Below are 25,162 nucleotides of genomic sequence, written 5' to 3' on the forward strand. Positions count from 1 at the left end.
AAGGGCGCCGCTTGCAGTTCAGTCAACGCAGATCCGGTTGATGGACCGGACTTGCGTCCGATCCATCACGGCACTTACCACTGATACGAAGCACCCATGCCAACCGTCGTGTCACCCGCGCTGGTGCCCGCGCCGGCCTTGATCTTCAGGTTGTCAGTGATACGCGCCGAGATGCCGAGCGCCACAGCCTGCGCACCCTTGTACGAACCGCCGCCGATACCGACCGCGATCCTTTTGTCCTCATCGACGTCCGGGATCATCGTCAGCGCGGTGGCTGCCGCAATACCCGAGTAAGCGCTCCTGGCGACCTGGTTGACGCTGTTCTGCACCGAGTTGATCTGCTGATCGACGTAGGTCTTTGCCGTCATGCCGGCCGGCAGATTGCCGATCGCGTCGTTCAACTGACCAAAGTTGACTGCGTCGTGCGTCGCCGTACCGGCTGCGACGTTGGCGACCTGGCGCTGGTTCGTTGCCGAGCCCACCGACACCGTGTTGTCGCGGTCTGCCACCGAGTCGGAACCCAGGGCAACCGAACCCTTGCCGGTCGCCTGAGTATTGGCGCCGATCGCAGTTGCACCTTCACTGCTTGCGTTGGCATTGTTGCCGGCTGCAATCGACTGCTTGCCGCCGGCATTGGCGCTGGCACCCATCGCAGTCGAATACGAGCCAGTTGCGCTAGCCATCTGCGTGTCCTGGTTGCCGTCTGCTGCAAACATCGGGTTGCTGGCTGCTTTGGCAATGTCCGTCGCCGTCGAGATCGCTGCGTTCATCTGGTCGACGTTGACTGCGTGGCTACCGGACGTGCCTGCTGCCACGTTGCGAATCGTCGTGCCGCCCGCAGCACCGTTACCCATCGTCACGCTGCTGTAGTTGGTCGTACCATCGGCGTTGTGGTCGTACGTGACTGCCGCGTTGGTCGTGCCGTTCGGGTTGATGATGCCCGAGGCCTTCAACTGAGCGAGGTTCACTGCGTCCGTGTCGGCCGTGCCGGCTGCGACGTTGGTGATCTGGCGTTCGTTGCCCGCCGAGCCGACCGACACCGTGTTGGCACGATCAGCCGCCGAGTTCGAACCCAGCGCAACCGAGTTCGTCGCGAGAGATTGCGCGTTGCCGCCGATCGCCACCGATTCCGCGCCCGTCGCCTGTGAATCCGGCAACGTCGTGTTGGCGTGGAAGTACCTGGTAGCGACGCCGCCATTGGTGATGTTGTTCAGCGTGTTGTTGATGTTGGTGATGTCCGACGTGTTCTGCGTCGTACGGCCGTCCAGATTGCTGAGCGCGTCACCCACGTTGTTGACGGTCGTGCCGCCTACCGAGTACGTCGGGTTCGTGATCGTGCCCGTCGTCGTGTCGTAGGTCGAACCGCCGCCCAGCGAGGACGCCGTGCTCGTGCCGATCTGGTTCACCTTCGCGTCTTCCGACTGCAACTGGCTCACGTTCACCGCATCGGTCGCGTTCTGACCTGCTGCGACTTTCGTGATGCGACGCTCTGCACCTGAAGCGCCTACCGACACTTCGCCGCCGGCTGCCGTTGCTGCCGAGATTGCGCTGCTGCCCGGGTTGAAGCCTGCCGTCGTTAGCGTGCTCGAGTTGGCAACCGAGTTGGAGCCCAGTGCCACCGAGTTCGCCGTCGTCGCCTGAGCATTGCCGCCGATCGAAACTGCATCCGTGCCCGTTGCCGACGAGTCCGCCAGCGTCGAGTTAGCGTTGAAATACTTGATGCCGCCGCCGCTGCTGATGTTGTTGACGACGTTCGTCAGGTTCGAGACGTTCAGGTTCGTCGCGTACAACTGCGAACCGCTCACCGCATCCACGCTCGTGGCGTTGAGCGCGCCTGCTGCTACACCGGTCAGCGTGCGCGAACCTGCCGTACCCGTGAAGTTCACCACCGTGCCGCCGGTATCCTTCGCCACCGTGACGTTGCGCGACGTTGCGTCCTGCTGCACGAGGCCGACCGTACCGTTGTTGATGTTCTGCGTCAGGCTGCCGATATTCGTGGTGTTCTGCGTCGTACGGCCGTCCAGATTGGTGAGCGCGTCACCCACGTTGTTGACGGTCGTGCCGCCCACCGAGTACGTCGGGTTCGTGATCGTGCCCGTCGTCGAATCGTAGGTCGAACCGCCACCCAGCGACGCCGCTGTGCTCGTGCCGATCTGGTTCACCTTCGCGTCTTCCGACTGCAACTGGCTCACGTTCACCGCATCGGTCGCATTCTGACCTGCTGCCACGTTCGTGATGCGACGCTCTGCACCTGAAGCGCCTACCGACACTTCGCCGCCTGCCGCCGTGGCTGCCGAGATTGCGCCGCCGCCGGGGTTGAAGCCTGCCGTCGCCAGCGTCGCCGAGTTGGCCACCGAGTTCGAGCCGAGCGCTACCGAGTTCGCCGTCGTCGCCTGAGCGTTGCCGCCGATCGAAACTGCATCCGTGCCCGTTGCCGACGAATCCGCCAGCGTCGAGTTAGTGTTGAAGTACTTGATGCCGCCGCCGTTCACGATGTTGTTCACCGTGTTGCTCAGGTTGTTCACGTTGTTGTTGATCGTGTTGACCTTCGCGTCTTCCGACATCAGTTGGCTCAGGTTCACCGCGTCCGTGGCGTTCAGGCCTGCCGCGACGTTCGTGATGCGACGCTCTGCACCTGCCGAGCCCACGGACGCTTCGCCGCCGGCTGCCGTCCCTGCCGAAATCGCCGTGCCGCCCGTCGGCGTGAAGCCTGCCGTCGCCAGCGTCGTCGAGTTCGCCACCGAGTTCGAGCCGAGCGCTACCGAGTTCGCCGTCGCTGCCGACGCTCCGGCACCCAGCGCGGTGCCGGAGCTACCTGTCACCACGCTGCTGTGACCGACAGCGACTGCGAATGTGGTTGCCGACGTGTCGGCACTATTACCCAGCGAACTTGACTGACCACCCGATTTTGAGTCTCCGCCAATTGCAATCGAATTGTTGAGAGTCGCCGCATTGGTGGCGCGTTGACCGATCGCGATATTGGCAATGCCAGTGGCGGTTGCATTCTGGCCGATTGCAACAGCAGCCGTACCGTTGGACATACTTAGCTGGCCCACGGCAATCGCACCACCGGAGGATGCGGCCGCGGCCCCACCGATCGCGATTGCCTCGGAGCCAATCGCCGACGAATCCGCCAGCGCCGAGTTCGCGTGGAAGTACTCGATGCCTGCGCTGAGCTTGTCGCTTAACTTGCCCAGGGCTGTATCGACCGTAGCGAACGCCGAACTCACGTTGTTAGCCGGGCCCGACGTCCCATCGATTGCATTCGCTTGCGGCAGCGCGTAGCCAGGCGCAACGATCGTGCCGTTCGCCGCCATCGTCGTGCCTAGCGCGGCCGCCGTGGTACTTGCCGTACCGTAAAGCTGGGAACCGCTAATAGCATTCAGGCTTGAGGCTGTTACTGCTCCTGGCGCCAGGCCGTCCAACAACACGTTGGTGTCGGACACGCTCATTGTGAGCGTGTTCTGGGTCATCGTGCTGGCCAGGTAGTACGTTATGTTTCCAGCCTGGAGCACGATGCCGGCAGCTCCAGACGGCGAGCCGGATTCGAGGAGGGCATAGTAGTCGCTGGAGGGCACGTACCGGCTTGAACAGCCACTAGCAAATGTCGAATTACTGGAGACCTGGTCTTTTCCATTATTGTCATACAGACACAAAACGCTTGCAGATGCCGGCAAAGAAAAAATCGCAAGCGCAATGCCCGCCGTACCGCCTAACGACCAGGAAATAGCGCTCAGCCTACTCTTACAAGCGGGCTTCGAATTTTTGCTTATTCCTTTTGCATCTTCCTGCGCAGCCACCCAAGTGCCGGTTGACTCGTTCCAAACCGAGCGAAATGCTTTATTCATTTAAAACCCCTTATTGAACAAATATCGTCACGCGTTCTGTCGCTGCTCAACTCAGGCTTGGGAGTGGACGTGACGATTACTGCGCTCGGCTCGTCACAATTAAATCGCCCAAAAATCAAATGAATCGCACACCGATTCACGATTATGCGACGACTGCTCGTCCACTATGGATTTGAATTCAGCTCGATAGCTAAGTCACACCCCGTCTCAAAATTGCCGGCAACAACCGAACTTTATGAGACTTGAACGATGGCTCAATAGGACTATTCCTAAATACCAGGGAAAATTCAGAAATCAGCGGTGACGGAGATCAAGAAAATGCAAGACGCAAGAATGTGGCGCGGACGCTTTTAGGAATTGTCCCAACGAAAAGTACCGCAAGGTGTGGTAGCGAAGAAATGCTTGAATAGTCGCCTCAATTTCAACAAAGCGAAAATATCAGCGCCGGACATGTGCATTGAATGTCGGAAAATACTGGTCGTATTAGATGTAATAGAAACGCCGCCGCCTTCCCCGCTGCATGCAATTATTAATGGTCACAACGGGACTTTTTACATCGCCCGTTTTAATCCATTCGCATTTGATTGGATAATTAGTCCGCTCTCAATAAGCCGGACGTCATGGAGAAGGCCATTGCCCATTCAACCGATTCGCGATTCTCGAACGGTGTCGCGAACATCGGGTGAAGGCCGCGGCACGGCACGGCCTGAAGCTGCGGCAAAACGAATTGCTCAGGATGGGCTATCGAGCCAGTGCTGAGGCCTCGGCGCTCAGCCCGGCCGTCGCGCGATGAAGTCGATTTCCACCAGCGCGTCACGCGCCAATGCCGTTACGCCGATGCACGTCCGGGCAGGCAGCGCGTCGGCGGGAAAGTACGCGCGATAAGTGTCGTTCATCGCCGCATAGTCGCGCTTGAACTCGGTGAGGAAAATGCGCACGGCGACTACGTGTTGCAAGCCGAGTTCGAGACCTTGCAGCACGAGCACGAGGTTGTCCATCACGCGCTTCGTCTGCGCGACCACGCCTTCGGGAAGCGGCGCGGCGTCGTCGGTGGGCGAGGTCGGCATCTGGCCGGTGAGGAAGACCCAGCCGTCGGTTTCCACGGCGTGCGAAAACGGACCGACCGGCGTCGGCGCGCCGGGGACCATCCAGAAAGCGGGGGTAGGGCTCATGGAGATTGCACCTCACGGCTGCGAATGTGGGTTGATACGATAACCGATCAAAAGTCGCGACGCGTGGCCGACGCCGATGTCTGGACATCGTGGAATCACTTACTGATTGACGCGCTTCGCGAACGTCGGGATCGCGTCGGCCATTGCTTTCGGCTGCTCAGGCGCCATCGCGTGACCTGCGTTGGGCAACACGACACAGTCACCCGCTCTCCGAGCAAGTTCTCGAGCACTTGCGAAAATCGGCGAGGCGCCACTGCGTCGTTCTCGCCCATCTCCGGCGCCGTCGACCGCTTTGCGCACACGGACACCAAGAGAATGATTGCAGCGAGAGCCTGTTTTCTGGAGGTAGTGACTCAATTGAATTTGCTATTCGAAGCCGGATATGACATGACCACTAATAGGTAGTGATACTAACTTTCTACACGGCCAGCGCAGAAACTTGATGCCATGACTGACTAGTTCATCTGCGGCTGCTCGAGCCCGGTATTGTCGAAAATCGCGAGCGCATGCTCCGACTTCAGGAACGCGAGCTACCGAGATTCGCCACCGCGTGGATCGCGATTTTGCAGGAGAAGTTAGCGCGCTTGACGAGCAACGAGCCGTGGAAAGACGATGTCGTCTGGCTCGCAAACGAGACGGGCGACTCGCCGCGCCAGATGCTGATGGGCGGGTTCAGGACCAGCAGTCCCCGAACCCGCCCAAGCCCTTCTTAAACCAGCCCCGTCGTGTAATAAACGGCGATCACGAAGAACACCGCCAGCGTCTTGATGACCGTCACCGCGAAAATGTCGCGATACGACTGACGGTGCGTCAACCCGGTCACCGCCAGCAGCGTGATCACCGCGCCGTTATGCGGCAGCGTGTCCATGCCGCCGCTTGCCATTGCGACCACGCGGTGCAGCACTTCCATTGGAATATGCGCCGCCTCCGCTCCCTTGATGAACACGTCCGACATGGCCGCGAGCGCAATGCTCATGCCGCCCGACGCCGAACCGGTAATGCCCGCCAGCGAACTGACCGAGACGGCCGCATTGACGAGCGGATTCGGAATGCTCTTCAGCGCGTCGCTGACCAGAACAAAGCCAGGCAATGCCGCGATCACGCCGCCGAAACCATATTCCGACGCCGTATTCAGCGACGCCAGCAGCGCGCCCGCCACGGCGGCCTTCGTGCCGATCGCAAAGCGCTCGCGCACGCGGCCGAACGCGGTGACCACGACCATGACGATGCCGAGAAGCAGCGCGCCTTCGACAGCCCAGATCCCCAGCACGGTTTTGATCGTCGTGGTGAGCGGCGTGTGAACGCCCGGCAGAATATCCGGCGCGACGGTGTACGACGTGCCGTACGCGTCGGGGATCCAGCGAGTCAGGAAGAAGTTGGCGACGCCCACCAGAACCAGCGGCGCAATCGCCAGCAACGGATGCGGCAATTGCTTCGACTCCACGCGCTCCGGCTCGTTGACGAGTTCCGTGCCGTAGCCTTCGCCGGTTGCCATCGCCGAGCGGCGGCGCCACTCGAGATAGGTGAGACCCACCACGATGATGAACAGCGAGCCAATCACGCCGAGCGCGGGCGCGGCCCACGACGTCGTCTTGAAGAACGTCGTCGGGATGATGTTCTGAATTTGCGGCGTGCCCGGCAGCGAATCCATCGTGAACGAGAATGCGCCGAGTGCGATGGCGCCGGGCATCAGGCGCTTCGGAATATTGCTCTGGCGATACAGTTCGGCGGCGAACGGGTAGACGGCGAACACCACCACGAACAGCGAGACGCCGCCGTAGGTGAGCAGCGCGCACACCGCGACGATCACCGCATTGGCGCGGGAGCGGCCGATATAGCGAATCGCGGCCGCCACGATCGACTCCGAGAAGCCGGACAGTTCGATGACCTTACCGAACACGGCGCCGAGCAGAAACACCGGGAAATAGAGTTTGACGAAGCCGACCATCTTCTCCATGAAGATGCCCGTGAACACGGGCGCGACGGCGGCGGGATCGACCAGAAGGACGGCGCCGAGCGCGGCGATCGGCGCGAAAAGGATAACGCTGTAGCCGCGATACGCGGCGAACATCAGAAACGCCAGCGCGGCAAGGACGATGACAAAGGACATTGAGTCTCCAGAAGCTTGGTTTGTTCTACGTGTACGCCGTCTCCCGCTGACGACGGCATGGCGCCCGCGAACGCAGGTTCCATGCCATGCGGCCGGCGTTGGCTCGCGCGCTGACGCGGCGGGCCAAAAGCCGGCAAAACCGGGAGACGTGCCGCCGCCGATTGTACCCAAACGTCTCCAAACGGGGACGTCAATCGTGCGAAGTGTGTCCGGTATTGACACGAAATCCGCATGGCGATGGGGTTGCCGGCGATCTCTACGTTGAGATAAGCTTGTCCACGAAAAGAGACAAGCGACAAATAGAACGATAGCCGGAGACATCGACAACATGATGAACGACTGGGCGGGACTTCCCGCCATCTACGGCGACGTGCTGCGCCGCGCGATGGATTCCCTCTTCCGCACATTCGAGAACTTCAGCGAAGGCACGTTTATCGTCGACGCCGATGCGCGCGTCGTGTGGATCAACAAGCGCTATGCGGCGCGCTTCGGCTTTGCCGACCCCGAGCAGGCGATTGGCCGCGATTGCGAAGCGGTGATTCCAAACAGCCTCATGCGCGAGGTCGTCAAAACCGGCAAGCCGATTCTGCTCGACATTCTCGAAACGGACCGCGAGCCGCTCGTCGTCACGCGTCTTCCGCTGAAGGACGACGCCGGTGCGACGGTCGGCGCCGTCGGCTTCGCGCTGTTCGACGAGTTGAAGGCGCTCACGCCGCTTTTTTCCCACTATTCGCGCGTGCAGGAAGAATTGATCGCGACGCGTCAGTCGCTCGCGCAGGCCCGCCGAGCCAAGTACACATTCGGCAGTTTTGTCGGCACCAGCGCGGCCAGTCTGGAAGTGAAGCGCCAGGCGCGCCGCGCGGCGCAGCTCGAATCGCCGGTGCTTTTACTGGGTGAGACCGGCACCGGCAAGGAATTGCTCGCGCATGCGATCCACGGCGGCTCGGCTCGCGCGAATCAGCCGCTCGTGACCGTCAACGTGGCCGCGATTCCGGACACCCTGCTCGAAGTCGAATTCTTCGGCGCGGCGCCTGGCGCCTACACGGGCGCGGATCGCAAGGGACGGGTCGGCAAGTTCGAACTGGCGAACGGCGGCACGCTTTTTCTCGATGAGATCGGCGACATGCCGCTGCCTTTGCAGGGCAAACTGCTGCGCGTGCTGCAGGACAAGGAGTTCGAGCCGCTCGGCTCCAACCGGATCGTGCGCGCCGACGTGCGGATCATCGCGGCCACGTCCGCGGATTTGCCGGCGCTGGTCGCGGCGGGCCGTTTCCGTGCCGATCTGTTCTATCGGCTGAACGTGCTGACGATTCATGCTCCGCCGCTGCGCGAGCGCACGTCGGACATCGAAGCGCTCGCGTACGCAATGCTCGAGGACCTGTCGACGCAGGCACGCGGCGGCAGTCACTACGAATTGCAGGACGACGCGTTGCGCCTCTTGTGCTCGTATGCGTGGCCAGGCAACGTGCGCGAGTTGCGCAATACGCTTGAGCGGGCCGTGATGCTGTCGGACAGCGAACGGATCGACGCGCGCGCGCTTGCGCCGTTCATCGGTTCGGGACAAAGCGGCGCGCAAGGCGCGACGGCGCAGACGCCGGACGGCTCATCACAGACGGCTGCGAGCGGCGCGGATGCGGCGCGCGAGCCATCGTCATGGAGCGACGCGATGGCGGCGTTCGAAAAGCGCTTCCTGAGCGATGCGTTGCGTGCGAACGGCGGGCGCGTGATCGAGACCGCTGCGCAAATCGGCATGGGGCGCGCGACGCTGTACAAGAAGATCGCGGCACACGGCATCCAGGTTTGAGCGGAGCGGGCCTGCATCCTGTCACGCAGCGTCATGGCCGCGTGGCACAATCGCGTGATCGAAAAACAAGACGTGATCGGGGTTTCATATGAACCGGAGCTTCTCTTTCCTTGCGCGCTATCTCGGCCTGATGCTGGCGGTGTCAGCCGGCGCCGCGCTGGGCGGCTGCGGCAGCAGCGCGCCGCTGTTTCTGTCGGACGGCCGCCCGACGACGCTGGTCGAATGCCCCGCGGGTTCCGACTCCTGCGCGCAGCAGGCGGCCGCAAGCTGCAGCGGCGGCGCGTTCGACACCGTGCGCCAATCCACGAGTAACGGCACGCTTAGCCTGATCTACGCCTGCCGCGCGAAGTAACGCGATGCGCGCCGCGTCATGCGGCGCGCGGCCGGACTTTCACTGTATTCTGCGATTCGCAACCCGTCGACGGGCTGCGCTCGCCTTCCTTTAAAAAGCGGCTTAATCCGCGCGCCGTTGTCTGCGCTCTCCTCATTACTCCACGTGCGCGTTTCTCGATACGTGCATCCGCGTCATAAATATATGCTTCTAATGCGGTCAGACGAAGGAAGTTCCACTATGCGCGCCGCATAATGAATTTCGATTTGACAAGATTTATTCCGAACGGATCGACAGCAATAAAAAGTCACTGTATTTTTTCGCACTGGAGTGAAGTCGGTGCGGAAGGTAACGGAACCCTGAATTAAGCGGCAGTATTCTATTTTCACAGGTTCGCTAACGCATGCGATGAGCAGCTTTTGCCGGATAGGGAGGCCAATCGGCAAAAGGCGGGAAGAACTTGCCGACCAAGAAAAACAGGCTTTGAGAGCGGCACAATCTGTGCTTAACGTTGCGTTTCGAATTAAGTCAACGAGCATTCCGGGGAAACGAATGAATCACCATCAACTCGAAAAAGACATCCGACATCTAGAACACGTCATTTCACACATTTCCGCTGAAGACCGAATACCGCTGTCTTATTGGCGCAATCGCATCGATTCGGTTTCCGGCGCGGTTCGCGTGCCGACGCAAGTCAATCGCATCAAACGGCTGAATGCCGCGCTCGCCGCACTCGAGGAGCGCCAAAAAGCCTGAGGCGATAGCCTCTGCTGTCGGCAGCGGTTTTTCGCCTCATTACGATCCATCGACGAAGCCAGGCCGGACAACATCGATATGCAAGCAGTGGGATTTTCATCGCCTCGGCTCGCGGTGCTGACGGGTACGTTGCTGGGCTACGTCGAACGAGGCGATGTGGCCGGCGTCGTCGCGCTCGTCTGGCGGCGCGGCGCAACCGCTTACTTCGAGGCGCTCGGTCTGCGCGACGAAGCCCCGTCATTGCCGATGGAGCGCGATACGCTGTTTCGCATCGCGTCGATGACCAAGCCGGTGACGAGCGCCGCCATCCTCATGCTGGTGGAAGAAGACCGGCTCACGCTCGACGCGCCGATCGCGCAGTGGCTGCCTGAATTCGCCGCGCCGCGCGTGCTGCGCGACCCCGGCGGCCCGCTCGATCAAACCGACCCGGCGCGCGCGCCGCTGACCGTGCTCGACTTGCTGACTCATCGCGCGGGCTTCGCTTATCACTTCACGGCGACCGGGCCGCTAGCCGAAGCCTATGCGGCCGCCTTCAACGGTCTCGACGCGCGCGCCGATGTGAACGCGTGGCTCGCGCGCATCGCCGGATTGCCATTGATGTTTCAGCCCGGCTCGCGCTGGCATTACGGCGTCGCCACCGACGTGCTCGGCGCATTGATCACACGAGTGACCGGCATGCCGCTGGGCGAGTTTTTCCGCACGCGGATTTTCGAGCCGCTCGGCATGCGCGACACCGCTTTCTGGGTGCCCGAGCCGCAACTCGCACGGCTCGCCACCGCCTATGGCGTCGATGCCGGCACGCGGCGGCGCGTGGTCGAGGATCACGCGTCGGCGAGCCGTTGGGCGAATCCGGCGCGTTTTCAAAGCGGCGGCGGCGGGCTCGTTTCGACCGCGCAGGACTATCTGCAATTCGCGCAGTTGCTTTTGCGGCGCGGACGTGTCGGCGACACGCGCTTGCTCTCGCATCGCTCGGTCGATCTGATGCGTTCGAACTTTCTGACGCGCGAGCAGCGCCGCCTGCCGGCGTTTGGTCATGCGATGTGGGCGGGTCAGGGCTTTGGCCTCGGCTTGTCGATCGTCGACGATCCCGCGCAGCAGTTGCCGCAAGGCTATCGTTCGATCGGCTCTTTCGGTTGGCCCGGCGCTTTTGGCACGAGCTGGTTCGCCGATCCGGTGGAAGATCTTATCGGCGTCATGCTGATTCAGCGCCGTTCAATCGATCCGTTTCCCATGGCAGTCGACTTCGAACGTCGCGTGTACGATGCAATTGACGATTGAGCGCGCCTCGCCAATGGTCCGCCGCTCGTTCAAGCGCCGCACGATGACGGGCTTTCTCTTTCCAGCGTTTTTTGGTCTGATAGCGTCCGCATGTCGGTCCGCCACAATCAATGGGAGCATTTCGTCATGGCCTCTTACAAGCAGTTGACCGCTCAGCTCGAAAAGCTTCACAAGGAAGTCGCGGCGGCTCGCGAAAAGGAGATCGCGCAAGCTATCGCCGACATCAAGCAGAAGATTGCCGAGTACGACCTGACGGCCGAGGAACTCGGCTTCGCGAAAACTCGTACGGCGGCGAGCAAAGGCGCTGCGGTCGCCAAGTATCGCAACCCGAAAACCGGCGAGACGTGGAGCGGGCGTGGCCGTTCGCCGGGTTGGCTTGCGGGCAAGAATCGCGATCGCTATCTGATCGACGCGTAGCGCGCATTGCGTGACCCATCACTCTCAGGTGACGATGCCCGCGGCTTTTTTCGCACCGCTGCACAAGTCCCGAAAACGCTCACCTTTGCTTCAATTCCCGATTCGACTGGTGAATAGAAACCGGCGGCTTGCACCTGGCGGCATTGCTTCGGTGAGCCTGGTTTCTCTGCGGCGCGCACCGGCCGCGAGGTGAGCCCGGCGCAAGCATCGGGTCTCACCGACGCGCCGAAAACCCGCGCCAGCCTTTGCTGGCGGGCATTCCCAGGCTGTGCGAAGAATCCGGCGAAGCTCCGGTTGCGTCCATCGGTCTTTCGCGGATAGGCGTCGGCGGGCGCCTCGCGCGGTATTGTCGGTGCAATATGCAGTTCGCGGATGCTCACCTTTCGCTGTCCTCCACGCCTCGTCGCTGCTAGTCCCGAAAACCCTCACCTTTGCGCGCGTCGTCACCGGCAACGCGATGCGTCGTAACGTTCGTCCGCACTCGTCGGGACAAACCCGGAGTTGAGTTCGCCTCATACCCCGGATCAAAACTCATCGATACATGGTCGCGGACGCCGAACGCCACAATCGGTCATCCACTTAACTCGACGGAAAGACCATGAGCGTATCGGCGGACAAACAACTCTTTATCGGCGAAGGATTCGAAGGGCCGGGCGTGAACCTCGCGCATATCAACGTGCTGGTCGGCCCACGCAACGGTCCTGCGGGGCAAGCCTTCGCGACGGCGCTGGCGACGCCTTCGGCGGGTCACGCGCCATTCGTCGTCATCGCGCGTCCGGGCGTGCCGACCAAGCCGTTGACGCTCTACGTGAACAAGGCGCAGATCGGCAGCGAGTTTCACGGCAACGCGACGTGGGGCGCGTCGCAGGCGGGCATCGCGAAGGCAGTGGCCGAGTCGCTCGAGAACGGCACGCTCCCGGCTGAAGCGGAGAACGACTGGGTGGTCGTGTCGGCGAACTGGGTCAATCCGGCCACCGACGACCTCGACGCCGTCTTCGAAAACAACTACCGCGCGTGCAGGAACGCCATTGTCGCGGCGATGAAAGGGCTGCCGCATCGCGACGAAGTGTTCGCGGCCGCGCGCGACGTCTCGAATCCCTTCTACACGCCGAAACAACGCTGACCACACGCTGAGCGCGGCGTCGACTGCACGCGCCGCATCCGAACTACAAGGAGACAGGTTTCATGGAATACATTCGCCTCGGCCAATCCGGCCTGAAGGTTTCGCGCTTGTGCCTCGGCACGATGAACATGGGCACGCCGCACTGGAAGCCCTGGATTTTCGACGAAGCGCGCAGCGAGCCCATCGTTCGACACGCGCTCGAAGCCGGCGTCAATTTCATCGACCTCGCCGATTTCTATTCGACGGGCGTCGGCGAAGAAGTCGTGGGCCGCATTCTGAAGCGCCTCGCGCGCCGCGAGGAAATCGTCGTGACGACGAAGGTCGGCTACGACATGGGCGTCTATCAGAACGCCGGCGGCCATTCGCGCAAGCACATCATGGACGGCATCGACGGCTCGCTCGCGCGCCTCGGCATGGACTACGTGGACATCTACATGCTGCATTTCTTCGACGTGAACACGCCGGTCGAGGAAACCATGAGTGCGCTGAACGATATCGTTCGCGCGGGCAAGGCGCGCTATATCGGCGTATCGACCATGTACACGTGGCAGTTCGCGAAGATCATGCAGGTCTGCGAGCGCAACGGCTGGCATAAGCCGATCAACATGCAGTTGCAGTTGAATCTGGCGTATCGCGAAGAAGAGCGCGAGATGATCCCGTATTGCCAGGATCAGGGAGTCGGCGTGTCGGTGTTCAGTCCGCTCGCGCGCGGCCTGTTGACGAGCGACGCCAACTCGACGCGCAATCAGACCGACTTCTTCACCGCGCAAATGTACGGCGATAACGTGTCGCGCGAAATCGCGGCGTCGGTCGCGCGCGTCGCCGCGCGGCGCGGCGTGTCCGCTGCGCAGATCGCGCAGGCATGGGTGCTCAACCACGAAGGCGTGGCGAGCATGCTGGTCGGCGCGGATACGCCGGCGCAGTTCGACAGCGCGCTCGCCGCGCTCGGCACGACGCTCTCCGACGACGAGTTCTTCGAACTCGAACGCAATTACACACCGTGCGATCTGATCAACGATTACACCGCCGGCAAGCGCATTGCGCGCGAGCCGCGGCTTGCGCAAGGCGCGTTCGTCGAAAACCTGGAGAAAGCGGCATGAGCGAACTTCTTCGAACCGGGCATTACATCGGCGGCGAGTGGTATGAAAGCGCGGAGACCTATCCCGTCCGCAATCCCGCGACAGGCGAAGTGATCGCGCAAGTCGCGAAGGGCGGCGCGGCGGAGACGGCGCAAGCCATTGCTGCTGCCGAGCGTGCGCTTTCCGCGTGGCGCCTGTTGACCGCGAGAGAGCGCGGCGCGCGTGTCAGGCGTTGGGGCGAGTTGATGCTCGAGCATCGCGATGCGCTGGCCGAGCTGTTGACGCGCGAACAAGGCAAGCCGCTTGCCGAAGCGCGCGGCGAAGTCGGCTATGCGGCGAGCTTTTTCGAATGGTTCGCGGAGGAAGCGAAGCGCGCCTATGGCGACGTGATTCCGAGCCCGAATCCGAACGCGAAGATCATCGTGACGCGTGAACCCGTGGGCGTCGTCGCGGCCATCACGCCGTGGAATTTCCCGCTCGCGATGATCACGCGCAAGGCCGGTCCCGCGCTCGCGGCCGGTTGCACGATGGTGCTCAAGCCATCGGAAGAAACGCCGTTGTCCGCGCTTGCACTGGCCGTGCTGGCCGCGAAAGCGGGCATTCCGCCGGGCGTGTTCAACATCGTTTCCGGCGATGCCGTCGCGATCGGCGGCGCGCTCACCGAATCCGACGTGGTGCGCAAGCTGTCGTTCACGGGCTCCACGCGCGTGGGCAAATTGCTCGCGAAGCAGTCGGCGGATACGTTGAAAAAGCTCTCGCTCGAGCTTGGCGGCAATGCGCCGTTCATCGTTTTCGACGATGCCGACATCGACGCCGCCGTGCAAGGCGCGATGGCTTCAAAGTTTCGCAACACCGGGCAAACCTGCGTGTGCGTCAATCGCTTCTATGTGCAGGACGGCATCTACGACGCGTTCACGCAGGCGCTCGCACAGGCCGCGCGCAAGATGCGCGTGGGCGACGCGTTGCAAGGCGACGTCGAACAGGGTCCGCTGATCAATCAGGCTGCGTTGAGCAAGGTCGAAGCGCACGTCGCCGACGCATTGCAGAAAGGCGCCAAGGTGTTGACCGGCGGCAAGCGGCACGCGCTGGGCGGCACCTTTTATGAGCCGACGGTTCTCGTCGATGCATCCAGTTCGATGCTGATCGCGCAAGAAGAAACCTTCGGGCCGGTCGCCGCGTGCTTTCGCTTCAAGACCGAAGACGAAGCCGTTACCGCTGCCAACGCAACGCCGTTCGGACTCTCGGCCTATCTGTACACGCGCGATCTGGCGCGCGCGTGGCGTGTCGGCGAGGCGCTCGAAAGCGGCATGGTCGGCATCAACGAAGGGATTCTGTCCACCGAAGTCGCGCCGTTTGGCGGCGTGAAGCAATCGGGCCTTGGCCGCGAAGGGTCGAAGTACGGACTCGATGAATACACCGAGCTCAAGTACATGATGATGGGCGGCTTGGGGCGCTGATCGTTAGACCGTTGGCGGATGTCGTTACGCGGCATCCGTCGCTCAGAACAAACACAGGAGACAAGATGAATAATCAGGATATCCAGGCAAGTGCGCTCGGCCTCGCGCCTGCGTTCCCCGCTGCGGCGTCGTCCGCGACGCGCGCCGTTTCCATCGACGACGTGCCGCTGAATGCGTTTCACATCAAGATTGCGGGCCTCACGTTCGGCGCGCACTTCACCGAGGGATTCGCGCTCGGCACCATCGGCTACGCGCTCGCCGCGATGAATCGTCAGATGCCGATCGACGCCTTCTGGATGGGCATGATCGGCAGCTCCGCGCTGATGGGCATTTTTCTCGGCAGCCTCGTGTTCGGCTGGTTGTCGGACCGGCTTGGCCGGCAGAAGATTTTCCTGATGAGCTTTGTCATCATCACCGTGGCAGCTTTTGCGCAGTTCTACGTGCACTCGCCTTTCGAACTGTGCTTGCTGCGCGTGCTGATCGGCTTCGGCATGGGCGGCGACTTCGCCGTCGGACATGCGATTCTCGCGGAATTCTCGCCGCGCAAGCATCGCGGAACATTGCTTGGATCGTTCAGCGTGATATGGACCGTCGGCTATGTGGTCGCAAACGTGCTGGGCATGCATTACGCCGATGCGTCGCCCGATGCGTGGCGCTGGCTGCTCGCCTCGGCGGGAATTCCCGCGGTGATCGTGCTGATCGCGCGCATGGGCACGCCGGAGTCGCCGCGCTGGCTGCTCGGCAAGGGCCGCGTTGCGGAGGCGAAGTCGGTCGTGCTGAAGCACTTCGGCGAAAACGTGACGCTCGACGGCGTGCACGACGAACACGCGCAAACGGCCAGCGGGTTCATGCGTCTCTTCGAAAAAGACCTGATTCGCCGGACGATTTTCAACTGCGCGTTTTTCGTGTGTCTCGTCATTCCGTACTTCGCGATTTACACGTTCCTGCCGACCATCCTGAAAGCGATTCACCTGAACAACGATTCCGGCGCGGATCTGCTGCTGAACGGCTTTCTCGTGCTTGGCGCACTGATTGGGATCTGGCTGACCATCAAGCTGTCGCGGCGTGTTTTCCTGATCGGCTCGTTCGCGGTGACGTGCGTTTCGCTGATCGCGTTGAGCGTGCTGCCGGAGTCGGCGACGCTCGCGATGATCGTCGCGTTCGGCATTTTCACGCTGACCATGTCGGCGTTCTCGAATCTCGTCGGCGTGTTCCCGCCGGAGTGCTTTCCGACCGAAGTGCGCGCGTGCGGCGTCGGTCTCGCGATTGCGTGCAGCCGTCTCGGCTCGGCGGTGGGTACGTTTCTGTTGCCGCTCGGCATTGCCGGCTTCGGGTTTCACGTCACGATGATGGTGCTGGCGGCGGTGCTGCTCGTCGGCATGGTTGTGTCGATCGCGTGGGCGCCTGAAACGAAGCATTTGACGTTGAACCAGGCGAGCGGCGGGTAGGGCGTATTCGCGGCGAGCCGGGAGCCGGAAGCCGGGCGCCGCGAACCGCGAACCTCGAACCTCGAACCTCGAACCTCGAACCTCGAACCTCGAACCTCGAACCTCGAACCTCGAACCTCGAACCTCGAACCTCGAACCTCGAACCTCGAACCTCGAACCTCGAACCGCGCGCGAATTGCCCGGCGGCCGGCGCCAAGTTCCGCTCGCCACGGCGACCACTACGGCACGAAGGCACGACCGCCCGCGGACCACCGCAACGACCTAACGCACTCTCCGCCTCCCCAATCCCCCTCCCCAGACAGCCGCCCCTCGCGGGCGGCTTTCCCACGTCCGGCGTCCCGGCGTGTATCATTCGTTCCCTGCGCTGTTCTGCGCTGGCGATTATCCGTATTGTCGAACGCTCGTTCCCGACCTGTTTTCCGACGCGGCCCGGTTGCCATAGTGATGCGGGTTCCCGACCCGACTCCCGCAGCTCGACGCCGCCGCGCCACGCGCGGCAGCCCGGAAGCCAGCCGCTTCCGAAGACCGCCGAACCCCTATCCGTGACCGCCAGACCCGATGTCAGTCTCCGAACTCAAACGCCGCCGCACCTTCGCGGTTATTTCCCACCCGGACGCGGGTAAGACCACGCTGACCGAAAAACTGCTGCTGTTCTCGGGCGCGATTCAGATCGCCGGCACCGTGAAGGGCCGCAAGAGCAATCGCTACGCGACATCCGACTGGATGGAGATCGAAAAGCAGCGCGGCATTTCCGTCGCCAGCTCGGTGATGCAGTTCGAGTACGGCGACGCGGTGATCAACCTGCTCGACACGCCGGGCCACGAAGACTTCTCCGAAGACACGTACCGCGTGCTGACCGCGGTCGATGCCGCGGTGATGGTGATCGACGGCGCGAACGGCGTCGAAGCGCAAACGCTCAAGCTGCTCGAAGTCTGCCGCAGCCGCAAGACGCCGATCGTCACGTTCATCAACAAGCTCGACCGTGAAGTGCGCGAGCCGCTCGACCTGCTCGACGAAATCGAACAGCATCTGGGCGTGGCGGCGGTGCCGTTCACGTGGCCGATCGGCATGGGCAAGGATTTCCAGGGCGTCTACGATATTCAGCGCGATCAGGTTCGCGTGTTCCGCGCCGGGCAAGATAAGGCGGGCGGCGACGTCGAAACGCTGCAGGCGCTGAGCAGCGAGGAAGGCGAACGCCGCTTCGGCCAAAGCTGGGTGAAGGCGAAGGAAGAGATCGATCTGATTACCGGCGCCACGCCCGATTTCGACCGCGAGCAGTTTCTTGCCGGTCAGCAGTCGCCGGTGCTGTTCGGCTCCGCGATCAACAACTTCGGCGTGAAGGAAATTCTCGACGCGCTGGTGGACCTGGCTCCGCCGCCGTCGATGCGTATGACCGTGCAGCGTCCGGTGATGCCCGACGAGCCGAAGTTCACCGGCGTCGTGTTCAAGGTGCAGGCGAACATGGATCTCGCGCACCGCGACCGCGTGGCGTTCATCCGCGTGTGTTCGGGGCGTTTCGAGCGCGGCATGGCCGTGAAGGTGACGCGTTCCAACAAGACATTCCGCGCAAATAACGTCGTGACGTTTCTGTCGCAGCGGCGTGAGACGGTGAGCGAGGCGTATCCGGGCGACATCATCGGTATTCCGAATCACGGCACGCTGAGTCTCGGCGATACGTTGACCGAAGGCGAGGCTCTGCAATTCGTCGGGCTGCCGTTCTTTGCACCGGAAATTTTTCAGACCGTCGAAGTGGTCGATCCGATGCGCGCCAAGCAGCTTGGCGAAGCGTTGAAGCAACTCGGCGAGGAAGGCGCGATTCAGGTGTTCCGTCCGGAAGTGGGCGGCTTGATGATCCTGGGCGCAGTCGGGCAACTGCAGTTCGAAGTGGTGTCGCATCGGCTGTCGACTGAGTACAAGGTCGATGTGCGCATGGCGCCCGCGCGCTACCGCATGTCGCGCTGGGTCACTTGCGACGATCCGGCCGAGCTGCGCCGCTTCACAGATTCATACGCGGCGCGGATCGCGCTCGACGCATCCGACGCACCGACGTATCTCGCTTCGCATGTCTCGGAAATCGAAGTCGCGCAAAAGGCGTGGCCGAAGATCGTGTTCAACGAGTTGCGCGAGCATTCGGGCGCGCCGTTCAAGAAGGCGATGTAACGCAGGCGGGCCGCGAGCTCACAGCGGCTTACGTAACAAACTTACGCAACAACAAAAAGCCGCGTGGTGCAGTCATGCCCACGCGGCTTTTTCCATTCGATTGCGGGCTCATTGCCTGCATGGGCACTGCCGCCGGACACGGCTCCATCAGCCCATCTTCAACACTTCCTCCCGCAGCCAGGCCGCGAACGCCTGCACATATTCAAGCGCGGCGTGCTGTGGCGCGACGTCGAGCCAGTAGCCGAACGGGCCGGCCACTTCCACATCCGAGAAGCGCGCAAGACTGCCGTCCGCGAGTTCCTCGACGATCATGTTCCTGTCGACGATAGCCAGTCCCGCGCCCTTGCGCGCCGCGCGAATCGCCTGTTCGAGCGTCGAGAATTCAATGCCGTTTTCCGCGTAACGCGCGGGCAGCCCCGCCGTGGCCAGCCAGTTCGGCCATAGGTCGAGCCTTGCGTCGTTGTGCAGCACATGCAGCGCGGGCATGTGTTCAAGCAGCCTGTCGAGCGGCTCGCCGAGCAACCTCGGCGCACCCACGAGCACATGGCGCTCGGTCATCAGCAGTTCGGAATGCGTATCGGCCAGCGCGTGCCGGCCAAAGCGGATGTTGCAATGACAGTCCGTGGTGGGCTCGGTGCGGATCGACAATTCGACGTCGGGCATTTCGTCGGCCAGCGAACCGAGCCGCGGCGAGAACCACTGCGTCGCGAACGTGGGCGGCACGGCAACCACGAGACGGCGCCGGCCCTTGGCCGCGGTGATCTGACGGAAGCCGCGCTCGATCGTATCGAATGCGTCGGACAGGCAAGGCAGAAACTGCACGCCCACCGGCGTCAGGCGGATGCCCTTGTGGTCGCGCTCGAACAGCTTCGCGCCGAGCGATTCCTCGAGCAGCTTGATCTGCCGGCTGACGGCGCCTTGCGTCACGCACAGTGCGCTCGCCGCGCGATTAAAGCTCATGTGGCGCGCGGTTTCCTCGAAAAAGCGCAACGCGATGAGCGATGGCAAGCGTCGCATACATCACCTTCTGATTCTTTGACATCCGGGGCAGTGCGGCCGATGGGAAGGCGCGCGGATCGTCTGCGATTGTCGCACTGAAGCGCGGTATTTTGCCTGCGCACGCTAAAAAAATCCCGGCGCGCGGTCGCGTTAATCAAGCGTCGATTGACGGCGGCCAAGGCTTGCGTTCGAGAAGCGCCGCGCGATCGCTCCACTTCGCCTATCCTGACGAAGACGCGCGCGTCGACGCCCGAGCGGCGCGCCCTTTCATCTGCGGAGCGCCTGTGACCGTTCGCAATCTCGACGCGTTGTTCCGACCGAAATCCGTCGCCGTGATCGGCGCTTCCGAGCGGCCGGGCAGCACCGGCGCGATGGTGTGGGCGCGGCTCCTGGAAGGCGGCTTCGACGGCCCGCTGTGGCCCGTCAATCCGAAGTACCACACGCTCAACGGCCACGCCGTGATCGCCGATGCCGGCGACTTGCCTCAAGCGCCGACCGTCGCGCTGATCTGCACGCCGCCCGCGACCTGGCCTTCGATCATTCACAAGCTCGGCGGCTTGGGCACGCGCGCGGCGATTATCGTCGGCGAAGCACGCTGCGATGACGACCGGCTCGCGTTGCGGCATGCGCTTTCGGCGGCGCGGCCGCATCTGTTGCGGATCGTCGGGCCGGGTAGTCTCGGCGTCGTGTCGCCGGCGCTGCGCGCGCATTTCGGCGCGCCGTCGTGCACGGTGAAGGCGGGCGGCGTCGCGTGGGTGTCGCAATCGAATGCGCTGACCAATGCCGTGCTCGGCTGGGCGCACGCGCGCGGCCTCGGCTTTTCGCACGCGGTCGCGCTGGGCGGCGAGGCCGACGTCGACGCGGGCGACGTCCTCGACTATCTGGCGAGCGATCCCGGCACGCGCGCGATTCTGCTTGAACTCGACAGCGTGCGGGCGGCGCGCAAGTTCATGTCGGCGGCTCGCGCCGCGGCGCGCAACAAGCCGGTGCTCGCGCTGCGTTCGGGCCGCGCCGATCCGGCGGACGCGCTGTACACCGCTGCCTTCCGCCGCGCGGGCATGGTCCGCGTGGATGCACTCGACGATTTGCTCGACGAAATCGAGACGCTCGGCGTGGGCCGCGTCGCCGCGGGCGCGACGGCGACGCTGATTACGAGCGACCGCGGCCTCGCAACATTGGCCTGCGACGCCTTCGCCGCCGCTGGCGATACGCTCGCGCCGTGGCCGGACGAAGCATCGCAGGCATTGCAGCAAGCGTTGCCGAACGTGGTGGGCGGCAATCCGCTGCAACTCGGCGACGACGCGCGTCCCGAGCATTTCGGCACGGCGCTAAAGCTGCTGGCGCAACATCGCGGCACCGGCACGGCTTTCGTCGTGCATGCATCGACGCATAGCGCGCCGGTCGACGAGGTCGCGCAGGCATTGATCGCGAATCAACGGTTCGCCTATCGCGGTCTGCTCGCCTGTTTCTTTGGCGGCGTGGACGCGGCTACGCGCGATGCGTTGCACGCGCAAGGCATTCCGGTTCACACGACGCCGCAGCGGCTCGCCCGCGCGTTCGCACGTCTCGTCGATTATCGGATGGGGCGCGAATTGCTGATGCAGACGCCGGAGGGTTTGCCTGCCGAAGTCCCCGACGCAATCGACGCCGCGCAAGCGCAGGTTTGCGCGGCGCTCGCGGCAGGTGAGCACCAACTAACCGGCGAAGCCGCGGCGGGCCTATTGGAGCGGTTCGGGCTTCGGGTCGAAAACGAAGCGGGCGGCGCGCATGAGGCCAAGCCGATAGTCGGCATCGCGGTCGCGCTTCACGATGACGATAATTTTGGCCCGGTGTTCCGCTTCACCGCGCCATCCGCCGATGGTGTCTCCGAGCCGTTGCGCGTGTACGGCCTGCCGCCGCTGAACCCGGTTCTCGCGCGCGACATCGTCACGCGGTCGCCTTATGCGCGGCTCGTCGCGCCCGAGCCGGCGCTCGCTGCGCTCACGGCGCTGTCGCACGCGGTGTGCGATGTGAAGGAGATCGTCGGATTGTCGTTGACGCTCAATGTGTACGACGACCACGTCGCGGTGCTTGAGCCGATCGTCAGCATTGCGGCGAAACGCAGCCGGCTCGCGATCGTGCCGTATCCGCGCCGTTTCGAAGAGACGCTCGACTGGGAAGGTCTGCGTGTGACCGTGCGGCCGATTCGCCCGGAAGACGAGGCCGCGCATCACGATTTCGTCGAAGCAATGACGCCTGAGGATTTGCGCTTGCGGTTCTTCGGCGCGGTCGGCAGCTTCGATCATTCGCAGCTCGCGCGCATGACACAGATCGACTACGACCGCGAAATGGCGCTGATCGCGACCGTGCGGGACGAAGCCGGCGTTTCGCGCACGCTCGGCGTGGTGCGCGCGGTTGCCGATCCGGATAACGAAACGGCCGAGTTCGCGGTGGCGATCCGCTCGGATCAGAAGGGGCGACGGCTCGGGCGTTTGCTGACGGACCGGATCATCCGGTATGCGCGGGCACGCGGCACGCATTGGCTGGTGGGCGAGGCGCTGCGCGAGAACACCGCGATGATCGCGCTCGCGAGGGCGAGCGGCTTCACGATGACGCCGACGGAAGATCCGGGCGTGGTGGGGTTTCGGATGGCGCTGGATGAGGGGGTGGATAAGCAGGGTTAGCGATGTCAGCGGCATGTGCGCCATTGAAGGATCGTTATCCGTTCGCCGACTTTCTACTGACGCCGCAGTGATGCTTGACGCACATTGACCCAGCCAAACAGACAACTGCACGCTGACAAGCCAGCGGGACGTTCAGAGATTTCGTCAAGCATCCCAACAGAAGCGTGAATAGAATATTACGACTTAATTACGCTTCCTTTCGAGTGTCGTCGCGCGTGCTCTATACGCTTGCTCGCATGACGATTTTATTTAGCTGTCTTAACAGGTTGACAGATGACTAAGAAAATTACCCGCGAGACAAGCGGGCGCGTCACAGAGCCGAATTATCGCTTCGCCGTTCTTCCCGCCATGCTGGCTGCGGCCTTGGGCTGCAGCAGCACAGCATGGGCTGTCGAAGGCGGAATGGTGGCCGCAGGCGCGGGCACGATCAAAACGCAGGCGAACAAAACGACGATTTCGCAGTCAAGCGACAAGATGATCGTCAACTGGAAGAACTTTAATATCGGTCAGGACCAGTCGGTGGTCGTCAATCAGCCGGGCACGAGTTCAGCGCTGCTGAACCGTGTGACCACGGCAAATCCTACACAGATTGACGGTGTGCTGAAGGCGAACGGCAGGGTGTTCGTGGTGAATCCGGCGGGCGTCGTGTTCGGCAACGGCGCCAAGGTCAATGTCGGAAGCCTGGTGGCGTCCACGCTGGATGTGAACGACCAGCAGTTCATGGAAGGCGGCAAGCTCGTCCAGAATAAGCGCTACCTGAATTTTTCTGCCAGCGGCGGAGAAGGCAAGGTAACGAACAACGGTCAACTGACCGCGCAGGAATCCGTGGCGTTGCTCGGGCCTCAGGTTGTTAACAACGGGTCGATTCGCGCTAAAGACGTCGCGCTCGGCGCTGCCAATGGCGTGGCGATGGCCATCAACGACTCGGGCTTTTCAGTCCAGGTGGGTCGGCAAGCGGAGCAGGCATTGGCCGCCAATTACGGTGTGATCGTCGCCAAGGGCGGCAACGCCACGCTGTCCGCTGCGGCCACTGGCGCGGTGCTCGGCACTGTGATTCAGAACAACGGCCAGATCGAGGCAACCAGTGCGTCGGCGGGTCAAGGCGGCACTGTCCAGCTTGCCTCGCGCGACGGTGGCAAGATCAGCGCGAACGGTCAAATGACGGCTGACAGCGGTATCTCGATCACGTCCTCGGCCGTCAGGGGAAATGTGGCGCCAGCTTTCTATCAGATGTTCGATTCGTCCGCCGCTCCCCGGGCAGTATCTCCCGCACCATCAAGCCGTGAAGTGACCGTCGGCGCCGGGGCAACCTTGAAGACCGGCGGCTCCGTACAGGTTCACTCTGACGGCGGTCGCGTGGATATGAACGGTCTGATCAACGCTGGTGGCGATGTCAACATCGGGTCCGCAGCCTACTACGGCGACAACATGACTGTGCCTGACGCCAGCGGCGTCGTTACGACGAATGGCCGCATCAACGCGAGGTCCGTGTATCTGGACGGGGCTGATGTCAACGTGAATGCGCCGATTCGCGCTCTCGACAGTGTGTACGCTCAAACCTACACGGGCGATATGCATCAACGCGCCAATGTGATGGCGACCACGGGCTCGGTTAACATGATTTCCGGCGCGAATCTCGTCCAGGCCGACGGCGTCAACACGTCTGCTGGAACCGGCGTTACCCTGAAGTCCGAATCGCGCTTACCGGTCTGGCCGCGGCGCCCGAACGGTTCATTGCGCGTGGCGAATGTCCAGGCCAAGACCATTAACATCGACGGCGGCGACGTTACGCTCACTGGGAACGTGAAGGCGGACGGCAATATTTCGGTCAATTCCAGAATGTACAACCCGCCGTGCCCCGCAGACATGGCGTGCATAGCGGTAATGGCCGGCGGCCAGCTCTCGCAAACGGGTAACGTGGTTAGCGGCAATGGCGACGTTGCGCTGCACGCGGACGCTTCCCTGTCACAGAGTCGGTTCTCGCGTACCAAGGCAGGCAACAACGTTACGCTGAGTGGCCGCAATGTTGAAACGGGTACCGTGCAGGCCGGAAACCGGATCACCGTCGACGCGAATTTTGCCCACCTTGGTGGAAAGCTGACGGCGCAAGAAATCAACCTGCCGGCCAACACAACGAACAAGGACGGCAATATCCGCATCTTGCCGAAGTCCGCGAACCTCTAGGCACTACGGCTGGCGCGACGAGGTGACGCTCGTTGCGCCAGCGGCTTTTATTCATGAAGCGAAATAGCGCGCAAGCATGAGACGCAGAGGTGTGTACCACCTCTGTTCGTCTTTTTCCGTGCTGCCGCGTCGCTTCACCATTTTCCCGTTTCCCCTCCTGACGTCGCGGCCGCTCGTATGAGCTGTCGCCGACGCGCTTGCCTATCCTTCATGCCGAAAGCCGCTGTTCGATTCAGATATTTGCGCCAGAGTCTTGGCGGCGCATGGTTACCGCTATTTGGTTTGACTGCCTGGCATGCTACCGCTCATGCATACGAGCCAACGAACGCCGGT

Annotated in this window: 16 protein-coding genes and 1 pseudogene; 12 read left to right on the forward strand and 5 right to left on the reverse strand. The window is 62.6% G+C overall.

The window, feature by feature from the left end; genetic code table 11:
• Positions 1–74: 74 nt before the first annotated feature.
• From ABIE53_RS22865 to ABIE53_RS22885, 4 genes and pseudogenes are all read right to left on the reverse strand, one after another.
• The gene (locus ABIE53_RS22865) at positions 75–3,473 is read right to left on the reverse strand and encodes a YadA family autotransporter adhesin (protein WP_310075621.1); all 3,399 of its coding nucleotides are present in this window, start codon (positions 3,471–3,473) and stop codon (positions 75–77) included.
• Between the two features lie 255 nt (positions 3,474–3,728).
• Positions 3,729–3,848 (reverse strand): annotated as a pseudogene (locus ABIE53_RS22870) (ESPR-type extended signal peptide-containing protein); the annotation flags it as partial.
• Between the two features lie 770 nt (positions 3,849–4,618).
• On the reverse strand, positions 4,619–5,020 hold the full coding sequence (locus ABIE53_RS22880; RefSeq protein ID WP_192699505.1) for a RidA family protein: 402 nt from the start codon (positions 5,018–5,020) through the stop codon (positions 4,619–4,621).
• 709 nt (positions 5,021–5,729) lie between these two features.
• On the reverse strand, positions 5,730–7,130 hold the full coding sequence (locus ABIE53_RS22885) for a GntP family permease (protein ID WP_006047500.1): 1,401 nt from the start codon (positions 7,128–7,130) through the stop codon (positions 5,730–5,732).
• Positions 7,131–7,458: 328 nt separating this feature from the next.
• On the opposite strand from ABIE53_RS22885, the gene ABIE53_RS22890 reads away from it, so the two are divergent.
• The 10 genes from ABIE53_RS22890 to ABIE53_RS22935 all read left to right on the forward strand — a co-directional run bounded on the left by ABIE53_RS22890 (position 7,459) and on the right by ABIE53_RS22935 (position 18,983).
• Positions 7,459–8,934, forward strand: coding sequence for a sigma-54 interaction domain-containing protein (locus ABIE53_RS22890; RefSeq protein WP_006047501.1), 1,476 nt, complete (start codon positions 7,459–7,461; stop codon positions 8,932–8,934).
• An 88-nt stretch (positions 8,935–9,022) separates the two neighbouring features.
• A complete protein-coding gene (locus ABIE53_RS22895; protein WP_006047502.1) occupies positions 9,023–9,286 on the forward strand; it encodes a hypothetical protein in 264 nt (87 codons plus the stop codon).
• Positions 9,287–9,817: 531 nt separating this feature from the next.
• Complete coding sequence (locus ABIE53_RS22900; RefSeq protein WP_006047503.1) at positions 9,818–10,021, forward strand: hypothetical protein; 204 nt, start codon at positions 9,818–9,820, stop codon at positions 10,019–10,021.
• A gap of 78 nt (positions 10,022–10,099) precedes the next feature.
• Positions 10,100–11,299 (forward strand): serine hydrolase domain-containing protein, encoded by a 1,200-nt coding sequence (locus ABIE53_RS22905; protein ID WP_192699504.1) that lies wholly within the window; start codon positions 10,100–10,102, stop codon positions 11,297–11,299.
• Between the two features lie 126 nt (positions 11,300–11,425).
• Positions 11,426–11,716, forward strand: coding sequence for an H-NS histone family protein (locus tag ABIE53_RS22910; protein ID WP_006047505.1), 291 nt, complete (start codon positions 11,426–11,428; stop codon positions 11,714–11,716).
• A gap of 598 nt (positions 11,717–12,314) precedes the next feature.
• A complete protein-coding gene (fae, locus tag ABIE53_RS22915; RefSeq protein ID WP_006047506.1) occupies positions 12,315–12,839 on the forward strand; it encodes a formaldehyde-activating enzyme in 525 nt (174 codons plus the stop codon).
• A 62-nt stretch (positions 12,840–12,901) separates the two neighbouring features.
• Positions 12,902–13,939 (forward strand): aldo/keto reductase, encoded by a 1,038-nt coding sequence (locus tag ABIE53_RS22920; protein ID WP_006047507.1) that lies wholly within the window; start codon positions 12,902–12,904, stop codon positions 13,937–13,939.
• Positions 13,936–15,375: an NAD-dependent succinate-semialdehyde dehydrogenase gene (locus ABIE53_RS22925; protein ID WP_192699503.1), complete on the forward strand. Its 1,440-nt coding sequence runs from the start codon at positions 13,936–13,938 to the stop codon at positions 15,373–15,375. The genes ABIE53_RS22920 and ABIE53_RS22925 overlap by 4 nt, the downstream gene beginning before the upstream one ends.
• A 65-nt stretch (positions 15,376–15,440) precedes the next feature.
• Complete coding sequence (locus tag ABIE53_RS22930) at positions 15,441–16,823, forward strand: MFS transporter (RefSeq protein ID WP_192699502.1); 1,383 nt, start codon at positions 15,441–15,443, stop codon at positions 16,821–16,823.
• Between the two features lie 558 nt (positions 16,824–17,381).
• Positions 17,382–18,983: a peptide chain release factor 3 gene (locus ABIE53_RS22935; RefSeq protein WP_192699501.1), complete on the forward strand. Its 1,602-nt coding sequence runs from the start codon at positions 17,382–17,384 to the stop codon at positions 18,981–18,983.
• Positions 18,984–19,130: 147 nt separating this feature from the next.
• Here ABIE53_RS22935 and ABIE53_RS22940 read toward each other — a convergent pair whose 3' ends face one another.
• A complete protein-coding gene (locus tag ABIE53_RS22940) occupies positions 19,131–20,000 on the reverse strand; it encodes a LysR substrate-binding domain-containing protein (RefSeq protein ID WP_029967355.1) in 870 nt (289 codons plus the stop codon).
• A 266-nt stretch (positions 20,001–20,266) separates the two neighbouring features.
• Here ABIE53_RS22940 and ABIE53_RS22945 point away from each other — a divergent pair, with 266 nt between their 5' ends.
• Both ABIE53_RS22945 and ABIE53_RS22950 read left to right on the forward strand, forming a co-directional pair.
• Positions 20,267–22,645, forward strand: coding sequence for a bifunctional acetate--CoA ligase family protein/GNAT family N-acetyltransferase (locus ABIE53_RS22945; RefSeq protein WP_192699500.1), 2,379 nt, complete (start codon positions 20,267–20,269; stop codon positions 22,643–22,645).
• A gap of 273 nt (positions 22,646–22,918) precedes the next feature.
• Positions 22,919–24,829, forward strand: a complete 1,911-nt coding sequence (locus ABIE53_RS22950; protein ID WP_192699499.1) for a two-partner secretion domain-containing protein — start codon at positions 22,919–22,921, stop codon at positions 24,827–24,829.
• Positions 24,830–25,162 lie beyond the last annotated feature (333 nt).

Source organism: Paraburkholderia sp. OAS925 (assembly GCF_040543975.1).
Taxonomy (GTDB): Bacteria; Pseudomonadota; Gammaproteobacteria; order Burkholderiales; family Burkholderiaceae; genus Paraburkholderia; species Paraburkholderia graminis.

Coding starts and splice junctions, on each gene's coding strand:
- ABIE53_RS22865 (WP_310075621.1), bottom strand. CDS start 3,473: ATGACCCAGAACACGCTCACAATGAGCGTGTCCGACACCAACGTGTTG.
- ABIE53_RS22880 (WP_192699505.1), bottom strand. CDS start 5,020: ATGAGCCCTACCCCCGCTTTCTGGATGGTCCCCGGCGCGCCGACGCCG.
- ABIE53_RS22885 (WP_006047500.1), bottom strand. CDS start 7,130: ATGTCCTTTGTCATCGTCCTTGCCGCGCTGGCGTTTCTGATGTTCGCC.
- ABIE53_RS22890 (WP_006047501.1), top strand. CDS start 7,459: ATGATGAACGACTGGGCGGGACTTCCCGCCATCTACGGCGACGTGCTG.
- ABIE53_RS22895 (WP_006047502.1), top strand. CDS start 9,023: ATGAACCGGAGCTTCTCTTTCCTTGCGCGCTATCTCGGCCTGATGCTG.
- ABIE53_RS22900 (WP_006047503.1), top strand. CDS start 9,818: ATGAATCACCATCAACTCGAAAAAGACATCCGACATCTAGAACACGTC.
- ABIE53_RS22905 (WP_192699504.1), top strand. CDS start 10,100: ATGCAAGCAGTGGGATTTTCATCGCCTCGGCTCGCGGTGCTGACGGGT.
- ABIE53_RS22910 (WP_006047505.1), top strand. CDS start 11,426: ATGGCCTCTTACAAGCAGTTGACCGCTCAGCTCGAAAAGCTTCACAAG.
- fae (WP_006047506.1), top strand. CDS start 12,315: ATGAGCGTATCGGCGGACAAACAACTCTTTATCGGCGAAGGATTCGAA.
- ABIE53_RS22920 (WP_006047507.1), top strand. CDS start 12,902: ATGGAATACATTCGCCTCGGCCAATCCGGCCTGAAGGTTTCGCGCTTG.
- ABIE53_RS22925 (WP_192699503.1), top strand. CDS start 13,936: ATGAGCGAACTTCTTCGAACCGGGCATTACATCGGCGGCGAGTGGTAT.
- ABIE53_RS22930 (WP_192699502.1), top strand. CDS start 15,441: ATGAATAATCAGGATATCCAGGCAAGTGCGCTCGGCCTCGCGCCTGCG.
- ABIE53_RS22935 (WP_192699501.1), top strand. CDS start 17,382: ATGTCAGTCTCCGAACTCAAACGCCGCCGCACCTTCGCGGTTATTTCC.
- ABIE53_RS22940 (WP_029967355.1), bottom strand. CDS start 20,000: ATGCGACGCTTGCCATCGCTCATCGCGTTGCGCTTTTTCGAGGAAACC.
- ABIE53_RS22950 (WP_192699499.1), top strand. CDS start 22,919: ATGACTAAGAAAATTACCCGCGAGACAAGCGGGCGCGTCACAGAGCCG.